Source organism: Pantoea sp. R102 (assembly GCF_004916815.1).
Lineage (GTDB): Bacteria > Pseudomonadota > Gammaproteobacteria > Enterobacterales > Enterobacteriaceae > Pantoea > Pantoea dispersa.
In genome coordinates this window covers 1-21,489 of sequence record NZ_SDFT01000041.1, presented here as the reverse complement: position 1 = coordinate 21,489, position 21,489 = coordinate 1, and the positions used below count along the sequence as shown (strand labels likewise).

Here is a 21,489-nt window from a genome sequence, read left to right as displayed (position 1 = left end):
CTGTTATGCACGCTTTTGCTATGAAACGAACACTCCTGCTGAGCGCCCTGCTGCTGGTTTTGCTGGCGATGGCGTTCTGGCTGTGGTCAGCCATGACCGGCAACGATCATCGCACTGATGATGCCTGGGTGAATGCCGATTATACGCTGGTGGCTCCGAAGGTGTCCGGCTATGTCGCCCACGTCAACGTGCAGGATAACCAGCGCGTGCGGGCTGGCGACGTGCTGGCGACGCTCGACGACCGCGACTATCGCGTGGCGCTGGAGACCGCACGGGCCAATCTGCAGGTCAGCGACGCCAAACGGCTGAGCGCGCAGGCGCAGCTCGACCAGCAGCAGTCCACCATTGCCGAGGCCCGCGCCACGCTGGCCGCCAGTCAGGCATCGGCGCAGTATGCCGGACAGAGCGCGGCGCGCTACAACCAGCTGTACAAGAGCGGCACCATAGCCGCTGACGATCAGCAGAAAGCCAGCTCAACCCAGCGTTCCGCCGCCGCCACGGTGCGCCAGAGCGCAGCAGCGCTGGCGGCGGCCGAACAGCAGGTGAAGGTGCTTGAGGCCGCGCTGCGTCAGGCGGAGGCTGATGTCGCGGCGGCGCAGGCCAGCGTCGACCAGGCTGGGTTGAATCTCTCTTATACGCGTATTATTGCGCCGGTGGATGGCATGGTGGGTCAGCGTTCGGTGCGCGTGGGAGCCTGGGTCAGCGCGGGTACGCGTCTGCTGGCCGTGGTGCCGCTACAGCAGACTTACATCACCGCCAATTATCTGGAGACGCAGCTGGCGGATGTGCGCCCGGGCCAGAGAGTGGTGGTGAAGATTGATGCATTGCCCGGCAAGACCTTCACCGGTCACGTTGACAGTATTGCGCCCGCTACCGGCGCCACGTTTTCCGCGATTGCCCCCGATAACGCCACCGGCAACTACACTAAAGTGGTTCAACGTTTGCCGGTGAAAATTGTGCTGGATCCGCATCAGAGCGATCTGGCGCAATTACGTGTCGGCATGTCGGCGATTCCGCAGATTGAGACCCGATGAAAATGTGAGCAACTTCTCAGAAGTGACCTATTTATTTTCGGATCGATTCCGCGTAAATTAGCGCTCGATCCTGTTTCGGGGCAGCCCGAAGCGACCTGAGTAGAAAGCGTGTAGCGATGATGAACTCCACCTTTCTCTTATTCTGTTCGGGTTACGCTGGTTTGGGATCGCCATCATTGTAACCGCTCAGAGGAGTTGTTTTGTGAAATACGCCTTGATGGGAATCTCTTTCTTCGTCTTACTTTGGGTCGGCACCTTCGTGCTGATGCTGTAAAGACGCCAGCCGGGGCGACCGCTCAGTCGCCCCGATTTGTAGTTACTCTGCTTCTTCCACCGCTTTTACCGTTCCCGGCAAAATACCGTCGGCGCGGAACATCGCTTTAATGCCACGCACCGCCTGACGAATACGATCGCTGTTTTCAATCAGGGCAAAACGCACGTGGGTATCGCCGTAGTCACCAAAGCCAATGCCCGGCGAGACGCACACTTTCGCCTCCTGCAGCAGTCGTTTGGCGAATTCGAGCGAGCCTAAATGCGCGTAATGGTCGGGGATTTTCGCCCAGACGTACATGGACGCTTTCGGCAGATCGACCATCCAGCCTGCCTCATGCAGCCCCTTCACCAGTACATCGCGCCGGCGTTTATACTGCTCGGCGATATCACGCACGCACTGCTGATCGCCCTCCAGTGCCGCAATCGCCGCCACCTGCAGCGGTGTGAAGGTGCCGTAGTCGTGATAGCTTTTGATGCGTGCCAGTGCCGCCACCAGCTCTTTGTTGCCGACCATAAAGCCGATGCGCCAGCCCGCCATGTTGTAGCTTTTTGACAGGGTAAAGAATTCCACCGCCACATCGCGCGCGCCCGGCACCTGCATGATTGACGGCGCTTTCCAGCCATCATAGGTGATGTCGGCGTAGGCCAGATCGTGGATGACCAGCACATTGTACTGTTTCGCCAGCGCGATGACGCGCTCAAAGAAGTCCAGTTCCACGCACTGCGATGTCGGGTTGGACGGGAAGCCGAGGATCATCATCTTCGGTTTCGGGTAACTTTCGCGGATGGCGCGTTCCAGCTCATTGAAGAAATCTACCCCAGCGACCAGCGGCACCGAGCGCACCTGCGCGCCGGCGATCACCGCACCGTAGATGTGAATCGGGTAGCTGGGATTGGGCACCAGCACGGTGTCACCGTGATCGAGCGTCGCCAGCATCAGGTGCGCCAGCCCCTCTTTCGAGCCGATGGTAACGATAGCTTCGGATTCCGGATCGATATCCACCTGATAACGCTCGGCGTACCAGCGCGAAATGGCGCGACGCAGGCGCGGAATCCCTTTGGAGGTAGAGTAGCCGTGCGTGTCTTCACGCTGTGCCACCTGACAGAGCTTTTCCACGATGTGCGGCGGTGTCGCGCCATCCGGGTTGCCCATGGAGAAATCGATGATGTCTTCGCCGCGCCGGCGCGCAGCCATCTTCAATTCAGCCGTGATGTTAAATACATAGGGGGGCAGACGTTCAATACGCGAGAAACGACGGGGTGTGCTGTTATCAGCCATGATGTCCTCTGGATTACGTTAGCGCCCGGACCGTCCGAGCGACGCTGGTCACTGCCGTGACCGAAACAAGAACATAACGCGCTGATAACAATATTGTCGAGGGGGGACGGCAAATTTTCTTAGCCTGCTTCGTTCAAGCGCCCAAACACCCAATCGTTTACCCACTGGCCGTTGAGGCGGTAGTTATCGCGCAGCGTGCCTTCCAGCGCGAAACCGTTCTTTTCCAGAATGCGCCGCGACGGCCAGTTGCCCTCAATCACCAGCGCTTTAAGTTTATGGAAGTCGGCCTGCAGCAGGAACGTGCACAACGCCTGCAACGCTTCGCTGCCGTAGCCCTGACCGGTACAGGCGTGGCGCAGCATGTAACCCACTTCGGCCTGACGATACGGATGCCACTCGGCGCTGCAGCCAAACAGGCCAATCGCTTCACCGCTGTCGCGCAGGCGCGCCACCAGGCACAGCATGTGAAAACTGCTGGGTTGCCACGGTGCCAGCCGCTCGTTAAAGCGCTGGCGGATATCGTTTTCATCGGGGATCTCGCTCACCCAGGTCATGGTCGCGGCATCTTCATGGACCGCTTTGAAAATCTGCCAGTCTTCCGGCTGTAACCGGCTGAGGGACAAACGAGGGGTGAGTAATTGCATGGCCACGCTCCGCTGTTGTGCTTACGGCAACATAGCAAACCGCATCCGTGACAACCAGTGACCGCTGCACGCTTTGAGCAATCCTCTTTTTGGCACTCGGGATTTCCTCTTTTCAGGTTTCATAGCGGATAATCTGCCTTGCTTCCTTTCAGGGACGGGTGTTACGGGCGGATCTGGTCGCCATAAATGGCGCCCCTACGGTGTGTCAGTGGCCAATTTTACACGGCGCGCATCTTCCAATCTGGTCGCCATAAATGGCGCCCCTGCAATGCATCTGCGGTCCTGTAGGGTGCGCATTGATGCGCACCGGCAGCGCGCACCTTAAAAATTGATCCAGGCTATGAGAAACGTCTGCAGCTTGCCGGGACGCTGGCGGATCGCGATCACATTTTTTATCATGTCCGCAACCTTGCCTGCTCCGGAGAACACCGTGCCTTCCCATTTCGACATGCTGCTGGCGGTGTTTGACCGCGCCGCGCTGATGCTGATCTGCCTGTTCTTCCTGACCCGCACCCGCGTATTTCGTCAGCTACTGCAAAAAGATGAACACTCAATCGGCGAAAAAGCCGTGGTGACCGCCATCTTCTCGCTGTTTGCGCTGTTCAGCACCTGGTCCGGCATCAACGTTGACGGCTCACTGCTCAACGTCCGGGTGATTGCGGTCATGGCGGGCGGCATTCTGTTCGGGCCGTGGGTCGGCATTGCAACCGGCGTGATTGCCGGCGTGCACCGCTTCCTGATTGATATCGACGGCATCACCTCGGTGCCCTGTCTGATTACCAGCATCATCGCCGGTATCGCCGCCGGTGCCATCAACCGCTTCGTCAGCAAAGAGCAGCGCTGGCGCGCCGGCATCCTCGGCGGCATGCTGTGTGAAAGCCTGACCATGCTGCTGATCGTGCTGTGGGCGAAACCGATGTCACTCGGTTTAACCATCGTGTCGGAAATTGCGCTGCCGATGATTCTCGGCGCGTCGAGCATTGGTTTGATTGTGCTGCTGGTGCAGAGCGTCGAAGGGGAAAAGGAGGCGATTGCCGCGCGTCAGGCCAAGCTGGCGCTGGAGATTGCCAACAAAACCCTGCCGCTGTTTCGTCAGGTTAATAGCGACTCGCTGCGCAAAGTGTGCGCCATCATTCGCAGCGACATCCATGCCGATGCGGTGGCGATCACTAACACCAAACAGATTCTGGCTTACGTCGGCTACGGCGAGCAGAACTACCACAACGGCGACGACGGCATCAGTCCGACCACCGCGCAGGCGATCGCCAGCGGTAAAATTATCATTAAGAATAATGATGAGGCACACCGCACCAAAGATATTCACTCGATGCTGGTGATTCCCCTTTGGGAAAAAGGGGAAGTGACCGGCACGCTGAAAATCTACTATCGCCGCGCCCATCGTATTACTGGTTCACTGAAAGAGATGGCGGTCGGTCTGTCGCAAATCATCTCGACGCAGCTGGAAGTCTCGCGTGCCGAGCAGCTGCGCGAGATGGCCAATAAAGCGGAACTGCGCGCGCTGCAAAGCAAAATCAACCCGCACTTCCTGTTTAACGCGCTGAATGCCATCTCCTCATCGATTCGCCTGAATCCGGACACGGCGCGCCAGCTGGTGATTAATCTGTCGCGCTACCTGCGTTACAACCTGGAACTCAACGACGATGAACCCATCGACATCAAAAAAGAGCTGTGGCAGGTGAAAGATTACATCGCCATTGAGCAGGCACGGTTTGGCGACAAGCTGTCGATGATTTACGACATCGATGAAGATCTGCACTTTTCGCTGCCCAGCCTGCTGATCCAGCCGCTGGTAGAGAATGCCATCGTGCACGGTATTCAGCCCTGTCGCGGCAAAGGCGTGGTCACGCTGAGCGTGAAAGATCTGGGCGATCGCGTGCGCGTGGCGGTGCGCGATACCGGTGCCGGCATCAGCGAAGAGGTGGTCAGCCGGGTAGGGCGCAACGAAATGCCGGGCAATAAAATTGGCCTGCTGAATGTGCATCACCGGGTGAAACTGCTGTCCGGCCACGGCTTAACCATCACCCGTCATCAGCCCGGTACGGAAATCGCCTTTACCCTCAGCAAAAGTGGTCAGCGGCTGTCCGGCCCGCTCACCCCGTTAGCGGAAACCTCAGCGTGAAAGCCATTATTGTCGAAGACGAATTCCTGGCGCAGCAGGAGCTAAGCTGGATGATCCAGCAGCATAGCCAGATCAGCATCGAAGCCTGCTTTGATGATGGGCTGGAAGTGCTGAAGTATCTGCAGACTCATCGTGTGGACGTGATTTTTCTCGATATCAACATCCCGTCGCTTGACGGCATGTTGCTGGCGCAGAACATCAACCAGTTTATCCATAAGCCGCTGATTGTGTTTATCACCGCGTGGAAAGAGCACGCGGTCGAGGCCTTCGAACTGCAGGCGTTTGACTACATCCTCAAGCCGTATCACGAGTCGCGCATCATCACCATGCTGAACAAGCTGGAGGCCAGCGCACAACAGCAGCAGGCGCAGCAGCACAATCCGGCAGCCAGCGCGCCGCAAACGGTGAATTTAGTTAAAGATGAGCGCATTATCGTGACCGATATCAACGATATCTATTACGTTGAAGCACATGAGAAGCTGACGTTTGTCTACACGCGGCGCGAAGCCTATGTGATGTCGATGGCGATCAGCGAGTTTTGCAGCCGTTTGCCTGAGTCGATGTTCTTTCGCTGCCACCGTTCCTACTGCGTTAATCTGAGCAAAATTGGCGAGATCGAACCGTGGTTTAACAACACCTATCTGGTGAAGTTGCGCGATATGGATGCGCAGGTGCCGGTGAGTCGCAGCAAGGTGAAGGCGTTTCGCCAGCTGATGCATCTTTGAAGGCGAACGGCACGGGAAGCCGTTCGCCCGTCAGATTACAGCACGCGCCCCAGCGCCTGGCGCAGATGGGCACCGGCACCCAGCAGGCCCGGCTGGTCGTGAGTAATCATGTAAACAGGAATATCGACGAGATAATCGCGGAAGCGACCTTTGTCTTCAAATGCCGCGCGGAAGCCGGACGCTTTAAAGAACTCGAGGAAGCGCGGCACGATGCCACCGGCAATGTACACGCCGCCAAAGGTGCCGAGGTTCAGCGCCAGGTTGCCGCCAAACCGTCCCATGATGACGCAGAACAGCGTCAGCGCGCGGCGGCAGTCAATGCAGCTATCCTGCAGTGCCCGCTCGGTGACATCTTTTGGCTTGAGGTTTTCCGGCTCGCGCTGATCGGATTTCACAATCGCGCGATACAGGTTAACCAGTCCGGAACCCGACAGCACGCGCTCGGCAGAAACGTGACCCAGTTCGGCGCGCAGCACTTCGAGAATCGCGTCCTCTTCTTCGCTGTTTGGCGCGAAGTCAACGTGACCGCCCTCGCCCGGCAGGCTGACCCAGCGCTTATCAACGTGCACCAGATGGCTGACGCCGAGCCCGGTGCCAGCACCGTAAATGGCAATCGGTTTATCCTGCACCGGCGATTTGCCGCCGAACTGCAGTACGTCCTGCGCCGTCAGCATCGGAATCGCCATGGAAACCGCGGTGAAATCGTTGATGATTTCCAGCGTAGTAAAGCCCAGACTTTCCTTCATCTGACGCGTTGAGAAAGCCCAGTCATGGTTGGTCATCTCCACCCAGTCGCCGGTGATCGGACAGGCGATGGCGATGCAGCCGTCGGTAATTTCCTGTTTTTGCTCATCCAGATAGTGACGGATAACTGCTTCAAGGTTGTCGTAGTCTGATGTTGAGAATGTTTTGGCCTGGGAGATGGCGCCGGTCTCCACCTCACACAAGGCGAGACGAGCGTTAGTGCCGCCCACATCGCCGACCAGGGCGTATTTTGTCATTCTTCTGCTGCTCCGCTTGGGTCATAAACAAGTGCAGGACACTATAAAAGCCTGCCAATAAAACAACAACGCTCACCTTGCACGATGAGCGTTGGTCATTCAGTGCGACGCACAGCCTGACTGTCGCCAGCCCAACTGTACAGAGGCAACTGTCCTAAACTTTGTGGCTATTGCGCTGGTGCAGCGCCGCCGTGACGGTGCGCAGCAGCGGCGGCAAATCCTGTTTCTCCATCATCACTTCAATCAGTGACAGGCAACGCGCCTGACTGAGCAGCGCCATCACGGCATCGAGTTGCGCCGTTTCACTGATGCGCCAGCTCTGAGCCGCACAATTCAGGCTCATTGCCTGCGGCAGCGCGGTCCAGTTCCACTGCGCGATGTCGTTGTAGCGCTGTTCCGCTCCATGGATCGCGCGTTCGACAGTGTATCCCTCATTATTCAGCAGAAAAATGATCGGGCTTAAGCCGTCGCGCTGGATCGATCCCAGTTCCTGAATGGTCAGCTGCGCCGATCCATCGCCGATGATCAGAATGACGCGGCGGTCGGGCTGCGCCGTCTGGGCACCAAAGGTGGCGGGTAAAGTATAGCCAATGGAACCCCATAAAGGTTGTACCAGCAGCTGCGCATCATGCGGTAAACGTAGCGCGGCAGCGCCAAACGCCGCCGTGCCCTGATCGGCAAGGATAATATCACCGGGCTGCAGGAAACGCTGCATCGCCTGCCAGAAAGCCTGCTGACTGATTACGGCAGCAGCAGCGGGCGGTGCATCGTCCGGCATGTCGGCCACGCCCGTAGCCCAGTGCGCGCAGTGGCGCTGATAAACCGGCAGCAGCTCGGCCAGCGCCTGCGCCATGCTCAGCGGTGCGAAGGTTTCTCCGGCGACGCTGGCATGAAACGGCTGCAGATCAATCACCCGCTGCGCCGACAGCTGCTGGGTAAACCCGGCGGTCAGGGTGTCGGTAAAACGCACGCCGACGCACAGGGTGACATCGGTGTCTTCAATTGCCGCGCGCACGGTTTCGCGGCTGCCGCTGGCGGCGTAGGTGCCGACGAAGCCCGGTTGCTGCTCATCCAGCACGCCACAGGCGTTGCCGTCGAGATCGACACGGGTGGCACCGGCTTTAATGCCGTAAAGATAACGCCAGCTTGAGGTATAAAGGCGTAAGGCCGAACGCAGTTGCGTCTTGCTCAGGCTGTTTTCGCCCTGAACGCGCTCCACCAGATCCTGAAAGATACCGATTTTGAGCGGACGCGCTTCACCTTCGGCGCTAAAGCAGTGCGGAAAACGCTGCGCCAGAAAGGCGATGACTTCTTTACTGCTGTTCAACTTAGGTTGATTTTCCATGAAATTTCCTGATTACAACGGGTTTGCCGACCAGAGCAGGCATGAACAGGCGACATTATAATGACAACATCGCCAAATGCTATGTGATCCAGTCGATTAGCTGCGCGTCAGCTGAAGAAATTTTTCAATGTCGCTGTTCGCCAGCACTGCACAAAGCCCGTCGGTAAGGGCTAACAGCCCCGCTTCATCCTCGCTATCGAAGCGAGAATAAACCGTACTGTCGATGTCGAGAACACCGACCATCGTGCCATTCACTTTCAGAGGAATCACGATTTCCGCGTTACTGGCGGCGTCGCAGGCAATGTGCCCCGGGAAAGCGTGTACGTCTTCAACCCGCTGCACGCTATCCTCCGCAACCGCGGTGCCACATACGCCTTTACCCACCGGAATGCGTACGCAGGCGATTTTGCCCTGGAACGGCCCCAGCACCAGCGTCTCCGGCTCGGTCAGCAGATAGAAGCCTGCCCAGTTAACCCCTTCCAGGCGTTCAAACAGCAGCGCACTGCAGTTGCCCAGCGCCGCCAGGAAAGAAGTTTCGCCCGCTAACAGTGCGCGGACATCGCGATTTAAATCCTCGTAAAAGGCTTTTTTGTTCATTGTTTAACCATAACTCATCACTGGCGTGACCTTGTTGTCACTCAGTTGTTAAAATAAGCACTAATAATCCAACCCCACAAGGTGAATCATTGTGTTAGTTACTATACCCTTAGCACGCTATGCTTGAGACTATTCTCGTACCATAGATTGATGCAGACAGACGTGCTCTGCTCCGTATGCCGGTAACTGTAACGAACAATGGGCCCCTTGCGTCATTTATGAAAATTCACGCCATCAGCCAGACGTTGCCCCACGCACGTTATCAGCGTTGCCCGCAATGCGATACCCTTTTTTCCTTACCGGATGTGAAATCGCATCAGTCGGCTTATTGCCCGCGCTGTCATGCCCGTATTCAGAACGGTCGCGACTGGTCAATGACGCGGCTCACCGCCATGGCCGTCACGATGATCGTACTGATGCCGTTCGCCTTCAGCCTGCCGCTGGTGGATATCCGCCTGCTTGGCATGCGCATCAACGCCAGCCTGCTGGAGGGCGTGCTGCAGATGGCGCAACAGGGCAACGTATTGACGGCCGCCATGGTGGCGTTTTGCACCATTGGCGCGCCGGTGACGCTGGTGGCCGGCATCTGCTATTTGTGGATTGGCCACGCGCTCGGCATGAACCTGCGTCCGGTCCTGCTGATGCTGGAGAAACTCAAAGAGTGGGTGATGCTGGATATCTATCTGGTCGGCGTGGCGGTGGCATCGATTAAGGTGCAGGATTATGCCGCGCTGGAGGTCGGCTACGGGCTGGTCGCCTATATCGCGCTGACCATCATGAGCCTGCTGACGCTGATTCATCTCAACGTGGAGGAGCTGTGGGAACATTATTACCCGCAGTCGGTGCCGCACGAACCGCCCGAGCGGTGGCAGGTTTGCCTGAACTGCCACCATACCGGTATGCCCGATGAACGCGGACGCTGTACGCGCTGCCATACGCCGCTCGATTTTCGCCGCCGCCACAGCCTGCAAAAATCCTGGGCGGCGCTGATCGCCTCGATTGTGCTGCTGATCCCGGCTAACCTGCTGCCGATTTCGGTGGTGTATGTCAACGGTGCGCGGCGCGAAGACACCATTTTCTCCGGTATTCTTGGCCTCGCCTCCGGTAACGTGCCGGTAGCGGCAGTGGTGTTTATCGCCAGTATTCTGGTGCCATTTACCAAGGTGTTAGTGATGCTGACGCTGTTGCTCAGCATCCATTTTAAGTGTGAACAGGGTTTGAAAACCCGCATCCGTCTGCTGCGCGCCGTCACCTGGGTGGGCCGCTGGTCGATGCTGGATCTGTTCGTCATTGCTTTAACCATGTCGCTGGTCAATCGTGACCAGCTGCTGGCTTTTACCATGGGACCTGCCGCCTTCTACTTTGGCGCGGCAGTCATCCTGACCATTATGGCCGTTGAGTGGCTCGATAGCCGCCTGATCTGGGATGCACATGCAACAGGAAACGCCGACTACACCGACTAGCGCTAATCTGCGTAATAAACGCAAGATTTCGCCGTTCTGGCTTTTGCCCATTATCGCTCTGCTGATTGCCGGCTGGCTGTTATGGACCAATTATCAGGAGCGCGGTACCACCATCACCATCAACTTCCAGACCGCGGACGGCATCGTGCCGGGCCGCACGCCGATTCGCTATCAGGGCGTGGAAGTGGGCACCGTGCAGGGCATTGTGCTGAGCGATGACTACCGCAGCATTCAGATCAAAGCCAGCATCAAGAGCGACATGCGCGATGCGCTGCGGGAGAACACCCAGTTCTGGCTGGTGACGCCAAAAGCCTCGCTGGCGGGCGTCTCCGGGCTGGATGCGCTGGTGGGCGGTAATTACATCGGCATGATGCCCGGCGACGGCAAAGAGCGCGATCACTTCACCGCGCTGGATACCCAGCCGAAATACCGGGTAAACACCGGCGAACTGCTGATTCATCTGCACGCGCCCGATCTCGGCTCGCTCAACACCGGTTCGCTGGTCTATTACCGTAAAATTCCGGTCGGCCGCGTCTATGATTACAGCATCAACGGTAATACCGATGGCGTGACCATCGATGTGCTGATTGAGCGGCGCTTTACCAACCTGGTAAAAAAACAGAGCCGCTTCTGGAATGTGTCGGGCGTTGACGCCGATGTCAGCCTGAGCGGCGCCAAAGTGAAGCTGGAGAGCCTGGCCGCGCTGGTGAATGGCGCGATTGCCTTTGACTCGCCGGACAGCGGCGAACAGGCCAATAGCGATCAAAACTATCAGCTCTATTCGGATCTGGCACACAGCCAGCGCGGCGTGCTGATTTCGCTCGATCTGCCCAACGGCGACAACCTGAAAGCCGACAGCACACCGCTGATGTATCAGGGGCTGGAAGTGGGCACTCTGACCAAACTGACGCTGCTGCCGGGCGGTAAAGTGTCCGGCGAGCTGACGATCGATCCCTCCGTTACCGGCCTGATGCGCAGCAGCACGCGGATTGAGATGCGCGCACCGAAACTCAGCCTGACCGACACCAGCCTGAGCAGCCTGCTGACCGGCAATACGCTGGAACTGGTCCCGGGCGAAGGTGAGCCGCAGGATCACTTCAGCGTGCTGCCGGCCAGCGAAACGCTGTTGCAGAAGCCGGATGTGCTCACCGTTCAGCTCAGCGCGCCGGAAACCTACGGTATCGACGCCGGACAGCCGGTGATGCTGTATGGCGTGAAGATCGGTCAGGTTATTTCGCGCCGGCTGGATGAAAACGGCATCAGCTTTGTGGCGGCCATCAATCCGGAGCACCGCCAGCTGGTGCACGCCGACAGTAAGTTCATTGTTAACAGCCGTCTCGACGTTAAATTTGGCCTCGACGGCATGCAGGTGCTGGGCGCCAGCGCGCGCGAATGGGTCGACGGCGGTATCCGGCTGGTGCCGGGTGCGAAAGGTCAGCCGTCCAGCCGCTATCCGCTGTACGCCGACTCAGAGCGCGCGGCGGAAGGCATTACCGGCGATCAGCCGCCGACCACGCTCAAACTGACCGCCAACAGCCTGCCGGATGTACAGGCCGGCTCGGTGGTGCTGTACCGCAAGTTCCAGGTCGGTGAAGTGGTGGATGTGGTGCCGCGCGCCGATGCGTTTGAGATTTCGGTCCATATCCAGCCGCAGTATCGCAAGCTGCTGACCAGCGAAAGCGTGTTCTGGGCCGAAGGCGGTGCCAAAGTCCAGCTCAACGGCAGCGGTCTGACCGTGCAGGCTTCACCGCTGAACCGCGCGCTGAAAGGCGCAATCAGCTTTGATAACCTGACGGGCGCGCAGGCGGCGAAAGGCGTTAAGCGCGTACTCTATCCGTCAGAAACCGCCGCGCGTGCGGTCGGCAGCCAGATTACCCTGCACACCTTTGATGCCAGCAAACTGTCGGCCGGCATGCCAATCCGCTACCTCGGTATCAACGTCGGTCAGGTGGAGTCGCTGGCGCTGAGCCAGGATAACAACCAGGTGGTGGCGAAAGCGGTGCTCTATCCGGAGTATGTGCAGGACTTCGCGCGCATCGGCAGCCGCTTCTCTGTTGTCTCGCCGGAGATTTCGCCCGCCGGCGTCAATCACCTGGAAACGTTGCTGCAGCCGTATGTGAACGTGGATCCGGGCAAAGGCGCGCTGGCGCGCAGCTTTGAACTGCAGGAGAGCACCATTACCGACTCGCGTTACCTTAACGGGCTGAATATCTATGTGGATACCACCGAAGCCGGTTCGCTGTCGATTGGCACGCCTGTGCTGTTCCGCGGTGTAGAAGTCGGCACGGTAACCGGCACTTCGCTGGGTAACATGGCCGACCGCGTGCAAATCGCACTGCGCATCAGCAAAAAGTATCAGCATCTGGTGCGTAACAACTCGGTGTTCTGGCTGGCCTCCGGTTATAACCTCGACTTTGGCCTGATTGGCGGCGTGGTGAAAACCGGCACCTTCCAGCAGTTCATTCGCGGCGGCATCCAGTTTGCCACACCACCGACGGTGCCGCTGGCGCCACAGGCCGGTGCCGACAAGCACTTCCTGCTGCAGGATGAAGCGCCAAAAGAGTGGCGCAACTGGGGCACGGCGATTCCGTCGCCAAACTAAGACAACGGGCAGCCTGCGGGCTGCCCGACTTATTTGCGCCAGGGATATTGCGCACGGCTGTACCTGAGCCGGGCTCGGCGTTACACTTCGCCCTCACTTTGTTAGTCCGGTAGATATCCGTGTCCGATCGTTTTCCTGAAGATTTTCTCGCGCTGATGCGCGCCAGCCTGGCCGACGAGGCCGAACTCGAACGCTTTCTCGCCATCAGTCAGCAGCCGCTGCGCCGCAGTCTGCGCGTCAATACGCTGAAAATCAGCGTGGAGGATTTTCTCACGCGCGTGGCGGGCTATGACTGGCAGCTGACGCCGATTCCGTGGTGTCGGGAAGGCTTCTGGATTGCGCGTGATGACGAATCGCTGCCGCTCGGCAGCGTCGCGGAACACCTCAGCGGTCTGTTCTATATTCAGGAAGCCAGCTCAATGCTGCCGGTCAGCGCGCTGTTTGACGCCGCGCCGGATGCCCGCCAGGTGATGGACGTGGCCGCTGCGCCGGGCTCTAAAACCACGCAGATGGCCGCGCTGATGCGCAATCAGGGCGCGATCCTCGCCAATGAATACTCCGCCAGCCGGGTGAAAGTGCTGCATGCCAATATCAGCCGCTGCGGCGTCAGCAATGTGGCGCTGACCCATTTTGACGGGCGCGTCTTTGGTGCCGCGCTGCCGGAACAGTTCGATGCCATACTGCTGGATGCGCCCTGCTCCGGCGAAGGCGTGGTACGGAAAGATGCTGACGCGCTGCGCAACTGGACGCTGGCCAGCACCGAGGCCATCGCCGCCACCCAGCGCGATTTACTCGACAGCGCTTTTCACGCGCTGCAACCGGGCGGCACGCTGATTTACTCGACCTGTACGCTCAATACCATCGAAAACCAGCAGGTGATTGCCTGGCTGCAGCAGCGCTATCCGCAGGCGCTGGAAATTGTGCCGCTCAACGATCTGTTCGCTGGCGCCGAACGCGCGCTGACGCCGGAAGGCTTCCTGCACGTGTTTCCGCATATCTTCGACAGCGAAGGCTTTTTCGTCGCGCGGCTGCGCAAAACTGCCAGCGTGCCGCCATTGCCAGCGCCGACCTACAAACTCGGCAAGCTGCCCTTCTCGCCCGCCAGCCGCAAGCTGGTGGCGGAGGTGGCGCAGGCCGCGCACAAGGTGGGACTGCACTGGGATGAGAGCCTGACACTGTGGCAGCGCGACAAAGAGCTGTGGCTGTTCCCGGCGGCGCTGGAGAGCTGGCTCAGCAAAGTGCGTTTCTCGCGTATCGGTCTCAAACTGGCAGAAACCTTCCCGAAAGGTTTTCGCTGGCAGCATGAAGCGGTGGTGGCGCTGGCGCAACCGGACAGCGCGCTGGCGTTCGAACTGGACGAAGCGCAGGCGGAAAGCTGGTATCGCGGTCAGGATATTCATCCCGACACGCCGCCCGTGCGCGATGAGGTGATTGTCACTTACCAGCAGCAGCCGCTGGGCCTGGCGAAACGCGTCGGAAGCCGCATCAAAAACAGCTATCCGCGTGAACTGGTGCGCGACGGCCGGCTGTTCCGTTAACAACCATTACTGCAATTGCACCAGCGTCAGCCGGTTGCCAAATACCGCGCCGGTATCAATGTAATGCTGATTCGCGGCGTTAAGCGGCTGCTCCAGCGGCGTATGGCCAAAGTAGAACGCACTGGCGCCGGCGATCGGCTGCGAGCGGCCGCGCTGATGGCGAGCGAGCCGGTCGCGGCTCCAGACGACCTGATGCCAGTCGACATCCTGTCCCAGTGCATAGGCACTGGCAGGATAGTCGGCATGAGCAATGACGATGACGCGCTCCTCGAATTGCAGATGTAATATCAGCGGCAGTTCGGCACAGCGCTTCAGCGCATGACGCGCGGCAATCAGCCGCGCACCGCTCAGCTGCCAGAACCAGTCCCCGCCGTTCATCATCCACAGCATCGGATCGTCGCCCTGCAGCGCATCGAGCGCCATCTGCTCGTGATTACCGCGCACGCAGCGGAACCACGGCTCTTCCAGCAGTTGCAGACAGCCGAGGCTGTCCGGCCCGCGGTCGATTAAATCCCCGACCGATAGCAGCAGATCCTGTTGCCGATCAAAGCCCTGCCGCAGCAGCTGCGCATCAAGCTGCGCGCGGCAGCCGTGCAAATCACCGACCACCCAAATATTGCGCCAGTTATTTGCACGCAGCGTCTGATAAAACATGTAATCTGCCCCGGTTGACTGGAAGTTTAGTAAACCCGGCATAAAGTATAGTCCGGTGAGGGGTAGCCGCGGAGGCATCAGCGTGAGCAGTCGGAAACAGTTTGTTGGCATCCTCGTGATGATTTTTATTGGCAGTCTGCTGCTGCTGGAGTCGCTCGCGCGCCTGGTGCATCTGCTTTTTGTTGGCTGAGCGGTGTTTCATACCGCGCTAAACGCTTACACTCCTTTGCGTCTTATTGAAAGGAGTCGCCATGAGTCAGAATATCTACGATAACCCCGATTTTTTTGCTGGCTACGCCACCCTGCCGCGTTCGGTCAACGGACTGGACGGCGCGCCCGAGTGGCCCGCGCTGCGGGCAATGCTGCCTGAACTGCGTGACCAGCGCGTGCTGGATTTGGGCTGCGGCTACGGCTGGTTTTGTCGTTATGCGCAGCAGCAAGGCGCGCGTGAAGTGCTGGGGCTGGATGTGTCAGAAAAAATGCTGGCGCAGGCCGCTGCCATGACCGATCGGCCAGGCATCACTTACCAGCGCGCTGACCTCGAAACCCTGCAGCTCAGCAGCACTTTTGATGTGGTGTACAGTTCGCTGGCGCTACACTATCTCAGCCATATCGACGCCCTGTTTGCCACGATTTTTCATGCGTTACGTCCCGGCGGCGCGCTGGTGTTTTCATGCGAGCATCCGATTTATACCGCTCCGCGTCAGCAGGAGTGGTTCATCGATGATGCCGGGCAGCGCAGCTGGCCAGTCAATCAGTATCAGCAGGAAGGGGAACGGATCAGCAACTGGTTTGCCGCTGGCGTGAAGAAGCAGCACCGCAAGCTGGCAACGTGGATCAATGCGCTGATTGCCGCCGGTCTGGTGATTGAACGGCTGGATGAGTGGGGTCCGGATGTACAGCAGGTAGCGGAGAATCCGGCGCTGGACGAGGAGCGCGAGCGTCCGATGCTGTTTTTGCTGGCGGCGCGCAGGCCGCTGTAAGGTTTTCAGCAGTGGCTGCATCCTGCAGCCCTGTGAAAATTCCCCCCGGCGCTTATCTCCGGCACTCAATCAAGGTGTTAGCTCTGTAAAGGACGGCATCTACTGTAACGCTTAAGATTATTCCGAACAAGTTAAATGATATTAACTATCATTCTCAACTATTGATCTGGCACGCTGTTAATGCCCGTTGCGTTTGTGTCGCTTCTGTCTGCTGAATCCCACAGGAGCCCGCATGATCACTGACTACACCTTTAACTATCTGGATGGCCTGGATGTGCACTATCGCTATAAACCGGCCAGTCTGGATAATCAGCATCTGTTGATTGTCATGTCCGGGTTTAACCTGCCCGATCCTACCGTGTATGATTTTACTTTGCTGGAGCACACCCGCGCAGCCGTGTTATGGATCAAAGACGATTTCAACAGTTTGCCAGCGTATTACCTGTGTAACAATCTTCAGTTCAACATCGAGCACGGCGTCAGCCAGCTCATCCGGGCGGTGATTGAGCTAACCCAACCTTCTGACGTGACCATTCTCGGCGCGTCGAAAGGCGGCAGTGCCGCGCTCTACTTCGGTATCCGCCACAACATCAGAAACATTATTACTGCAGTGCCGCAGTTTTTTCTCGGTGACTATGCAAGCCAGATTTGGCCCAGTGTGGGTAAAGCGATGATGGGAGAGATAAGCCCGGCTGCGGTCGCGTTGCTAAATAAATACCTGCCCAATGCCCTGCGACGCGATCGCCAGACGCAGAAAAATATTTATCTGTTTACTGCTCTGGCCGATCATCAGCGCGAGCAGGAAGTGTTACCGCACCTCGGGCTGCTGGAAAAATACAGTAATTTCAATCTGATCGAATCGTCATCACCCTGTATCACGCAACATAATGAGGTGACCCGCTATAACCTCAACCTGATTCTGGCGCTGATATATCAGCTTGAGCAGAATATCACCCCGCGCTGGGGCCATATTCGCAACGGCAGCGGTTGGTAACGGCGCAGCAGAGAATCATAGGTTGGCTATGACGAATCCCCGGTTAACGCGTGATTAAAAAGATCGCCAGCATAAAACCGACAAACAAACCGGCAAAGGTCAGCAATCCGGTGCGCGGCGTTTTGGCCTGACCGACAATCGCGCCGATAAAAATGCTCAGAATGGTGAGCGTGCCAATCATTACCCAGAGAAGATAGTGTGTATTTGCTGCCATGCGAAATCCTGTTAAGCGGCCATCAATCAATGCGCCCTGTTATACCATTTTTCGCTATGGCTGGCTGCTGCAAATATCCGCTGTGTTGCGCTCAGCATAACAATGCATCACATGTGACAACGTCACTTGCGTATTATCTCACGCAATGTTATTGCGCTTAATAAATGCGCTAATTGAGCAAATAAAGTCCGGCAACAAGGGTACCGACGGAAATAATATGGAATAGCTCAGTCATGGTAGCGACCTCAATTTAATGCCTGTACGACTCAGTCAAGAACAGCATCTGGCGTTCGTCAAATCATCACCGCCTGCATTAAGCGCAGCCGATGGCATAAATACCAATCGATGCTTAACTGAATACGTACCCATAAGACAGGAGGAAAGCCATGAGCCAGTATGCATTAGCCACCTACCTTGCGTTAAGCCACGACGACCTCAATGAGATGGGCATCCGTCCGGACACGCTGTTTAAAGCGCAGCCCGACGATAACGGCGCCGCCGGTTACTATTTCAACGTACCGGACACCACGCCGCAGCGCGTGCTGGGGCAAAAACGCTGGTCGCTGGGCGATCGCATCGACATTCCGGCCAGCGTGTTAAATAACGATTCAGCGTAACGGCTCCCGGGATGCGCGATCCTGTGCCAGGCTTAAGTCATTGTGGAATGTTGCAATCAAGAGGGAATGATTATGATGAAGAAAACGGTACTGGCGTCACTGCTGATGGTGTTTAGTCTGGGCGCTATCGCTGAACAGGGCGGCTTTGAGGGCGGTAAAACCCCGCCGCCGCAGAAACAACAGGACGCCGGTTATAAAGGTTCTGAAGACACCGGCCAGACGCATATCGAACAGATTCGGGATTTTCGTCAGGGCGGCTATGTCACGCTGGAAGGTTATATCGTTAAAAAGTTAAGCGGTGATAATTATCAGTTTCGCGACAGCACCGGCACCGTGACCATTAAGGCTGCAGCCGATACCTTCAAAGGCAAAACCTATAACGCCGAGGATCAGGTCCGGGTGAGCGGCAAAGTGTATGGCCGGGGCGAAAATACCCGTGTGGATGTTGCACGTATCGAAGAACCTTAATGCGTTATCGTCCGGTCCGCCGTCGCGTGTGCGGCGGACATTATCATCCCATTCGCAGGAAATCATCGCATGAAGAGCCTGTTTGCCAGTCTGTTAATCCTCTCCACCCTGACCGCGCTGGCTGGCTGTCAGCAACCTGAACGGCCAATTGGTCCGGACGGACGCCCTAATGTCCCTGCAGAACAACCGGTGCCCGGCGGTCCAATGAGTAAAGGGCCGGTAGGTCAGCCGCAGGCCTGACCGTTAGCCGCTTCAGCGCTCATAACGGTCTGTCCTGAAAATTTATCGTCTTTATCGCCGCCGGGTATTATTTCCGGCGGCTTTTTTACGTCTGGCTTAATTAACACCCACCACCATTACCCTGATTAAATTTTCATGGCTATGCTTGGTTATCACGCTGAACTAAAGGATATGCTGATGCACAGTCTTGATCCACAGATGTTGCTGTTACTCTATTTTGTCTTACCGGTTTGGCTTATTGCTGGTTTTGCCGACTGGCTTTGTCATCGCGCAACCGAAATAGAGCAAACCTCCGGCGTTAAAGAGACGTGGATACATATTTTAATGTTTCTGGAGATGGGCACTCCGCTGCTGCTGGCATTATTTCTTGAGGTGAATGCGCTGATTATTGCGCTAATGATCGTGCTGTTTTTTTGTCATGAAGCCACTGCGTTGTGGGACGTCAGCTATGCGGTGAAAAGCAGAAAAGTGACGCCGGTCGAACAACACATCCACAGTTTTCTCGAAATGGTGCCGCTGATGGCGCTGCTACTGGTGATCTCCCGTCACTGGCCGCAATTTCTCGCGCTGTTTGGGGCCGGCAATGAAACGCCCCGGTTTACTCTTACGCTACGTGCCGATCCGCTGCCGCAGGGTTATATTATTGGCGTACTGTGCGCAATCGTGGTGTTTGAACTGCTGCCTTATCTGGAAGAATATCTGCGTACCCGGCGCGCGAAGAAAAACGCCTCAACGTGAACAGCATAAACCACCGCGCTGAATGGAAATGTGGATGATTGGGGAAGCTATTGATTCCACCACAGCCAATACCCACATGATAAAAAAACCTCCCGCGGGAGGTTTATCGATTAGATCGGTTTTTGCCCATCGTCTTCAGGCAATCCGGTGCCGGTATCATCATCGTCATCAAGCGGCTCTTCGCCGGGCACCTGCGCATCATCAGGCAGCGGAGTGACATCATCGGGTCGTTCTGACATAAGCACCTCCATACCCCACATTGGGTAATAACTATTTTAGTTGCGTTATCCTTCAGCCCGGCGGGTTTATCACGCATCTGTGAATTAAGCGTAAGAAGTAAATTAGTTATGGGTTAACGCTTTGCTTATCGCCTGCCCTCGGCTAACGCGATAAACAAAAAAGGCCACCCGAAGGTGACCAATAATAGGGTACTCGCTGCGTTAGTCATCAGGTGTGGTTATTAATTTATTTCGCCACATGAATAACACAACTGAATTAATTCGCTTCTTTCATCACATACAACGACGAGGCGATGGCAATCATAATCGACTTACAAAAAATACATTTTGCGCCGAGTGGATTTTGCCTGTTCCTGTCAAAAATGGACTGGCGATATTGAGAGCCCTGACATTGTGGGCATCTCATAGCATTAATTACTGTAATAATCAGAGACCTGTAACGTTAACAGCTGACGGACCTTTAGGGCCGTTTTCTACAGAGAATTCAACTTTCTGACCGTCATCGAGTGAGCGGAAGTCAGTTCCCTGAATGGCAGAGAAATGGACGAAAACGTCTTTGCTGCCGTCTTCCGGAGAAATGAAGCCGAAACCTTTCTCAGCGTTGAACCATTTTACTGTACCGAGCATTTTATTTGACATGTTTATACCTTGATAATGAGCCATATGGCATTAGAGGCTGAACCGCAGCGACACATCAGAACCTGAGATAAAACTCAAAGAGAAAGGCACAGGAAAGGCACTAACACAGATGAGAGATACAAAACGAACTAACTATGGGACTGTCTGCTTATCAGACCGGAGACGCATTAACGCACGTCTGGCGGATTAACACAAGGGGTAATAAATTTTATTGATAAATTTCTGGTGTGACGAAGCGGTGACTGCACCGCGTTTAAAATTTTAAGTGGTTAGATTTGGTCACCTTTATTCCAGCTAAAAAGCATCAGATTTAGAAAACTTTTATTTTTCACTGTTTAACACGGCCATGACAAATAAGAGCTGTGGTGAGAAAATTCAAATGTTATATTATTGTTGAAAATAAAGCAGTTACCTTCAATTGAGGCGATGTTATGGCCCAGGCAATCTTAGGTAAGATACTTTGGACAAGCAACATTTGAAACAGTTGCCAGTTCTGTCTCCAGTTCAATGACAAGTGAAGTTAAGTTGTAGTCTATCGAGTTACGCATACTTTCTCTTTTTTCAACATTTTCTTTAGTGCTCAGTTTACTATGAAAATTATACAATTCTGGTATATTTGCAGTAATTTTCTCCATGTCTTTAGAGTGAAAGAAAGGAATTGGTGGCCCTCCATTAGAATTGAAAGCCACTGCTTTTAAAGAAGTAAGCTCCATAACCTCAATGAACCCCTTATCACAGGTAAGCAAGCCCGGGAAGAAATACCTTTCACCATTTCCCATATTAAAAGTTATTGCTTGCTCTAAGTACCTATAATGAACAAGATCCCAAGTCATGCCTCTAAGAGCTTGCCAAATATTTTTTGAATTTTTGTGTATTTTATTAAAAAATTTAAAATCCGTCCCTTTTTCAAAAAACTCAGCCGCAACAATTAATTCTCTAACAGCAAAGAAACAAGCTTTATCATGAGCAAACCTGAAAATATCCAGCATCTTGTTTTTAAATGATCGAGAAGGAGAACTAATCTGGATTATACTAATCTTAAGAAGATAAATATATATATGG

At 55.9% G+C, this 21,489-nt stretch carries 23 protein-coding genes and 1 pseudogene; 13 read left to right on the top strand and 11 right to left on the bottom strand.

Going from position 1 to position 21,489, the window contains the following annotated elements; genetic code table 11:
- Window positions 1-5: 5 nt before the first annotated feature.
- Together ERD80_RS05210 and ypdK are read left to right on the top strand one after the other, a co-directional pair.
- Window positions 6-1,034, top strand: a complete 1,029-nt coding sequence (locus tag ERD80_RS05210; RefSeq protein ID WP_136546005.1) for an HlyD family secretion protein — start codon at window positions 6-8, stop codon at window positions 1,032-1,034.
- 202 nt (window positions 1,035-1,236) lie between these two features.
- A complete protein-coding gene (gene ypdK, locus ERD80_RS05205; RefSeq protein ID WP_006120362.1) occupies window positions 1,237-1,308 on the top strand; it encodes a membrane protein YpdK in 72 nt (23 codons plus the stop codon).
- Between the two features lie 42 nt (window positions 1,309-1,350).
- Here ypdK and alaC read toward each other — a convergent pair whose 3' ends face one another.
- Window positions 1,351-2,586, bottom strand: coding sequence for an alanine transaminase (gene alaC, locus ERD80_RS05200; protein ID WP_059012156.1), 1,236 nt, complete (start codon window positions 2,584-2,586; stop codon window positions 1,351-1,353).
- 119 nt (window positions 2,587-2,705) lie between these two features.
- Entirely contained in the window at window positions 2,706-3,230 is a 525-nt protein-coding gene (locus ERD80_RS05195) for a GNAT family N-acetyltransferase (protein WP_031280018.1), read from the bottom strand.
- 448 nt (window positions 3,231-3,678) lie between these two features.
- Here ERD80_RS05195 and ERD80_RS05190 point away from each other — a divergent pair, with 448 nt between their 5' ends.
- The gene (locus ERD80_RS05190) at window positions 3,679-5,370 is read left to right on the top strand and encodes a sensor histidine kinase (protein WP_136546134.1); all 1,692 of its coding nucleotides are present in this window, start codon (window positions 3,679-3,681) and stop codon (window positions 5,368-5,370) included.
- The gene (locus ERD80_RS05185; protein ID WP_021508252.1) at window positions 5,367-6,095 is read left to right on the top strand and encodes a LytTR family DNA-binding domain-containing protein; all 729 of its coding nucleotides are present in this window, start codon (window positions 5,367-5,369) and stop codon (window positions 6,093-6,095) included. The genes ERD80_RS05190 and ERD80_RS05185 overlap by 4 nt, the downstream gene beginning before the upstream one ends.
- A 35-nt stretch (window positions 6,096-6,130) precedes the next feature.
- On the opposite strand, the gene glk is transcribed toward ERD80_RS05185, so the two are convergent.
- From glk to ERD80_RS05170, 3 genes are all read right to left on the bottom strand, one after another.
- On the bottom strand, window positions 6,131-7,096 hold the full coding sequence (gene glk / locus ERD80_RS05180; protein WP_136546003.1) for a glucokinase: 966 nt from the start codon (window positions 7,094-7,096) through the stop codon (window positions 6,131-6,133).
- A 154-nt stretch (window positions 7,097-7,250) separates the two neighbouring features.
- Complete coding sequence (gene proQ, locus ERD80_RS05175) at window positions 7,251-8,441, bottom strand: RNA chaperone ProQ (RefSeq protein WP_136546001.1); 1,191 nt, start codon at window positions 8,439-8,441, stop codon at window positions 7,251-7,253.
- A 96-nt stretch (window positions 8,442-8,537) separates the two neighbouring features.
- On the bottom strand, window positions 8,538-9,038 hold the full coding sequence (locus ERD80_RS05170; protein ID WP_136545999.1) for a GAF domain-containing protein: 501 nt from the start codon (window positions 9,036-9,038) through the stop codon (window positions 8,538-8,540).
- Between the two features lie 218 nt (window positions 9,039-9,256).
- On the opposite strand from ERD80_RS05170, the gene yebS reads away from it, so the two are divergent.
- The 3 genes from yebS (at window position 9,257) to rsmF (ending at window position 14,641) form a co-directional block, all read left to right on the top strand.
- Window positions 9,257-10,501 (top strand): membrane integrity lipid transport subunit YebS, encoded by a 1,245-nt coding sequence (gene yebS / locus ERD80_RS05165; protein WP_058771236.1) that lies wholly within the window; start codon window positions 9,257-9,259, stop codon window positions 10,499-10,501.
- Window positions 10,470-13,103 (top strand): PqiB family protein, encoded by a 2,634-nt coding sequence (locus ERD80_RS05160; RefSeq protein WP_136545997.1) that lies wholly within the window; start codon window positions 10,470-10,472, stop codon window positions 13,101-13,103. The genes yebS and ERD80_RS05160 overlap by 32 nt, the downstream gene beginning before the upstream one ends.
- Window positions 13,104-13,222: 119 nt before the next feature.
- Window positions 13,223-14,641 (top strand): 16S rRNA (cytosine(1407)-C(5))-methyltransferase RsmF, encoded by a 1,419-nt coding sequence (rsmF, locus tag ERD80_RS05155; RefSeq protein WP_211145564.1) that lies wholly within the window; start codon window positions 13,223-13,225, stop codon window positions 14,639-14,641.
- Window positions 14,642-14,647: 6 nt separating this feature from the next.
- On the opposite strand, the gene ERD80_RS05150 is transcribed toward rsmF, so the two are convergent.
- Window positions 14,648-15,295: a metallophosphoesterase gene (locus tag ERD80_RS05150; RefSeq protein ID WP_127834766.1), complete on the bottom strand. Its 648-nt coding sequence runs from the start codon at window positions 15,293-15,295 to the stop codon at window positions 14,648-14,650.
- Window positions 15,296-15,546: 251 nt separating this feature from the next.
- Between ERD80_RS05150 and ERD80_RS05145 the strand changes: the two genes are divergently transcribed.
- Window positions 15,547-16,278, top strand: coding sequence for a class I SAM-dependent methyltransferase (locus tag ERD80_RS05145; protein ID WP_058774587.1), 732 nt, complete (start codon window positions 15,547-15,549; stop codon window positions 16,276-16,278).
- 232 nt (window positions 16,279-16,510) lie between these two features.
- Window positions 16,511-17,272, top strand: a complete 762-nt coding sequence (locus ERD80_RS05140) for a hypothetical protein (RefSeq protein WP_136545993.1) — start codon at window positions 16,511-16,513, stop codon at window positions 17,270-17,272.
- 43 nt (window positions 17,273-17,315) lie between these two features.
- On the opposite strand, the gene ERD80_RS22415 is transcribed toward ERD80_RS05140, so the two are convergent.
- Window positions 17,316-17,486 carry a hypothetical protein gene (locus ERD80_RS22415; RefSeq protein WP_165899336.1) on the bottom strand — a complete coding sequence of 57 codons (171 nt, stop codon included), beginning with the start codon at window positions 17,484-17,486 and terminating at the stop codon, window positions 17,316-17,318.
- 386 nt (window positions 17,487-17,872) lie between these two features.
- On the opposite strand from ERD80_RS22415, the gene ERD80_RS05135 reads away from it, so the two are divergent.
- The 4 genes from ERD80_RS05135 to ERD80_RS05125 all read left to right on the top strand — a co-directional run bounded on the left by ERD80_RS05135 (window position 17,873) and on the right by ERD80_RS05125 (window position 19,549).
- On the top strand, window positions 17,873-18,103 hold the full coding sequence (locus tag ERD80_RS05135; RefSeq protein ID WP_136545991.1) for a hypothetical protein: 231 nt from the start codon (window positions 17,873-17,875) through the stop codon (window positions 18,101-18,103).
- A 75-nt stretch (window positions 18,104-18,178) separates the two neighbouring features.
- Window positions 18,179-18,571 carry a NirD/YgiW/YdeI family stress tolerance protein gene (locus tag ERD80_RS05130; RefSeq protein ID WP_058757753.1) on the top strand — a complete coding sequence of 131 codons (393 nt, stop codon included), beginning with the start codon at window positions 18,179-18,181 and terminating at the stop codon, window positions 18,569-18,571.
- A gap of 69 nt (window positions 18,572-18,640) precedes the next feature.
- On the top strand, window positions 18,641-18,811 hold the full coding sequence (locus ERD80_RS22410) for a hypothetical protein (protein WP_058774586.1): 171 nt from the start codon (window positions 18,641-18,643) through the stop codon (window positions 18,809-18,811).
- 177 nt (window positions 18,812-18,988) lie between these two features.
- Complete coding sequence (locus ERD80_RS05125; RefSeq protein WP_211145563.1) at window positions 18,989-19,549, top strand: diguanylate cyclase; 561 nt, start codon at window positions 18,989-18,991, stop codon at window positions 19,547-19,549.
- 110 nt (window positions 19,550-19,659) lie between these two features.
- On the opposite strand, the gene ERD80_RS22980 is transcribed toward ERD80_RS05125, so the two are convergent.
- The 4 genes and pseudogenes from ERD80_RS22980 to ERD80_RS05115 form a co-directional block, all read right to left on the bottom strand.
- A complete protein-coding gene (locus ERD80_RS22980; protein ID WP_021510004.1) occupies window positions 19,660-19,788 on the bottom strand; it encodes a hypothetical protein in 129 nt (42 codons plus the stop codon).
- Window positions 19,789-20,044: 256 nt separating this feature from the next.
- The gene (locus ERD80_RS22775) at window positions 20,045-20,194 is read right to left on the bottom strand and encodes a hypothetical protein (protein WP_230857119.1); all 150 of its coding nucleotides are present in this window, start codon (window positions 20,192-20,194) and stop codon (window positions 20,045-20,047) included.
- A gap of 20 nt (window positions 20,195-20,214) precedes the next feature.
- The gene (locus ERD80_RS05120) at window positions 20,215-20,427 is read right to left on the bottom strand and encodes a cold-shock protein (protein ID WP_021510003.1); all 213 of its coding nucleotides are present in this window, start codon (window positions 20,425-20,427) and stop codon (window positions 20,215-20,217) included.
- A 446-nt stretch (window positions 20,428-20,873) separates the two neighbouring features.
- A pseudogene (locus ERD80_RS05115) lies at window positions 20,874-21,489 on the bottom strand (hypothetical protein); the annotation flags it as partial.

Bases quoted from the DNA above. Each gene is read 5' to 3' on its own strand.
- ERD80_RS22775 (WP_230857119.1), bottom strand. From the start codon at position 20,194: ATGAGATGCCCACAATGTCAGGGCTCTCAATATCGCCAGTCCATTTTT.
- proQ (WP_136546001.1), bottom strand. From the start codon at position 8,441: ATGGAAAATCAACCTAAGTTGAACAGCAGTAAAGAAGTCATCGCCTTT.
- ERD80_RS05135 (WP_136545991.1), top strand. From the start codon at position 17,873: ATGAGCCAGTATGCATTAGCCACCTACCTTGCGTTAAGCCACGACGAC.
- alaC (WP_059012156.1), bottom strand. From the start codon at position 2,586: ATGGCTGATAACAGCACACCCCGTCGTTTCTCGCGTATTGAACGTCTG.
- ERD80_RS05160 (WP_136545997.1), top strand. From the start codon at position 10,470: ATGCAACAGGAAACGCCGACTACACCGACTAGCGCTAATCTGCGTAAT.
- ERD80_RS05140 (WP_136545993.1), top strand. From the start codon at position 16,511: ATGATCACTGACTACACCTTTAACTATCTGGATGGCCTGGATGTGCAC.
- ERD80_RS05145 (WP_058774587.1), top strand. From the start codon at position 15,547: ATGAGTCAGAATATCTACGATAACCCCGATTTTTTTGCTGGCTACGCC.
- ERD80_RS05195 (WP_031280018.1), bottom strand. From the start codon at position 3,230: ATGCAATTACTCACCCCTCGTTTGTCCCTCAGCCGGTTACAGCCGGAA.
- ERD80_RS05210 (WP_136546005.1), top strand. From the start codon at position 6: ATGCACGCTTTTGCTATGAAACGAACACTCCTGCTGAGCGCCCTGCTG.
- glk (WP_136546003.1), bottom strand. From the start codon at position 7,096: ATGACAAAATACGCCCTGGTCGGCGATGTGGGCGGCACTAACGCTCGT.
- ERD80_RS05190 (WP_136546134.1), top strand. From the start codon at position 3,679: ATGCTGCTGGCGGTGTTTGACCGCGCCGCGCTGATGCTGATCTGCCTG.
- ERD80_RS05170 (WP_136545999.1), bottom strand. From the start codon at position 9,038: ATGAACAAAAAAGCCTTTTACGAGGATTTAAATCGCGATGTCCGCGCA.
- ERD80_RS05150 (WP_127834766.1), bottom strand. From the start codon at position 15,295: ATGTTTTATCAGACGCTGCGTGCAAATAACTGGCGCAATATTTGGGTG.
- ERD80_RS22980 (WP_021510004.1), bottom strand. From the start codon at position 19,788: ATGTCAGAACGACCCGATGATGTCACTCCGCTGCCTGATGATGCGCAG.
- ERD80_RS22415 (WP_165899336.1), bottom strand. From the start codon at position 17,486: ATGGCAGCAAATACACACTATCTTCTCTGGGTAATGATTGGCACGCTC.
- ERD80_RS22410 (WP_058774586.1), top strand. From the start codon at position 18,641: ATGAAGAGCCTGTTTGCCAGTCTGTTAATCCTCTCCACCCTGACCGCG.
- ERD80_RS05130 (WP_058757753.1), top strand. From the start codon at position 18,179: ATGAAGAAAACGGTACTGGCGTCACTGCTGATGGTGTTTAGTCTGGGC.
- yebS (WP_058771236.1), top strand. From the start codon at position 9,257: ATGAAAATTCACGCCATCAGCCAGACGTTGCCCCACGCACGTTATCAG.
- ERD80_RS05125 (WP_211145563.1), top strand. From the start codon at position 18,989: ATGCACAGTCTTGATCCACAGATGTTGCTGTTACTCTATTTTGTCTTA.
- ERD80_RS05120 (WP_021510003.1), bottom strand. From the start codon at position 20,427: ATGTCAAATAAAATGCTCGGTACAGTAAAATGGTTCAACGCTGAGAAA.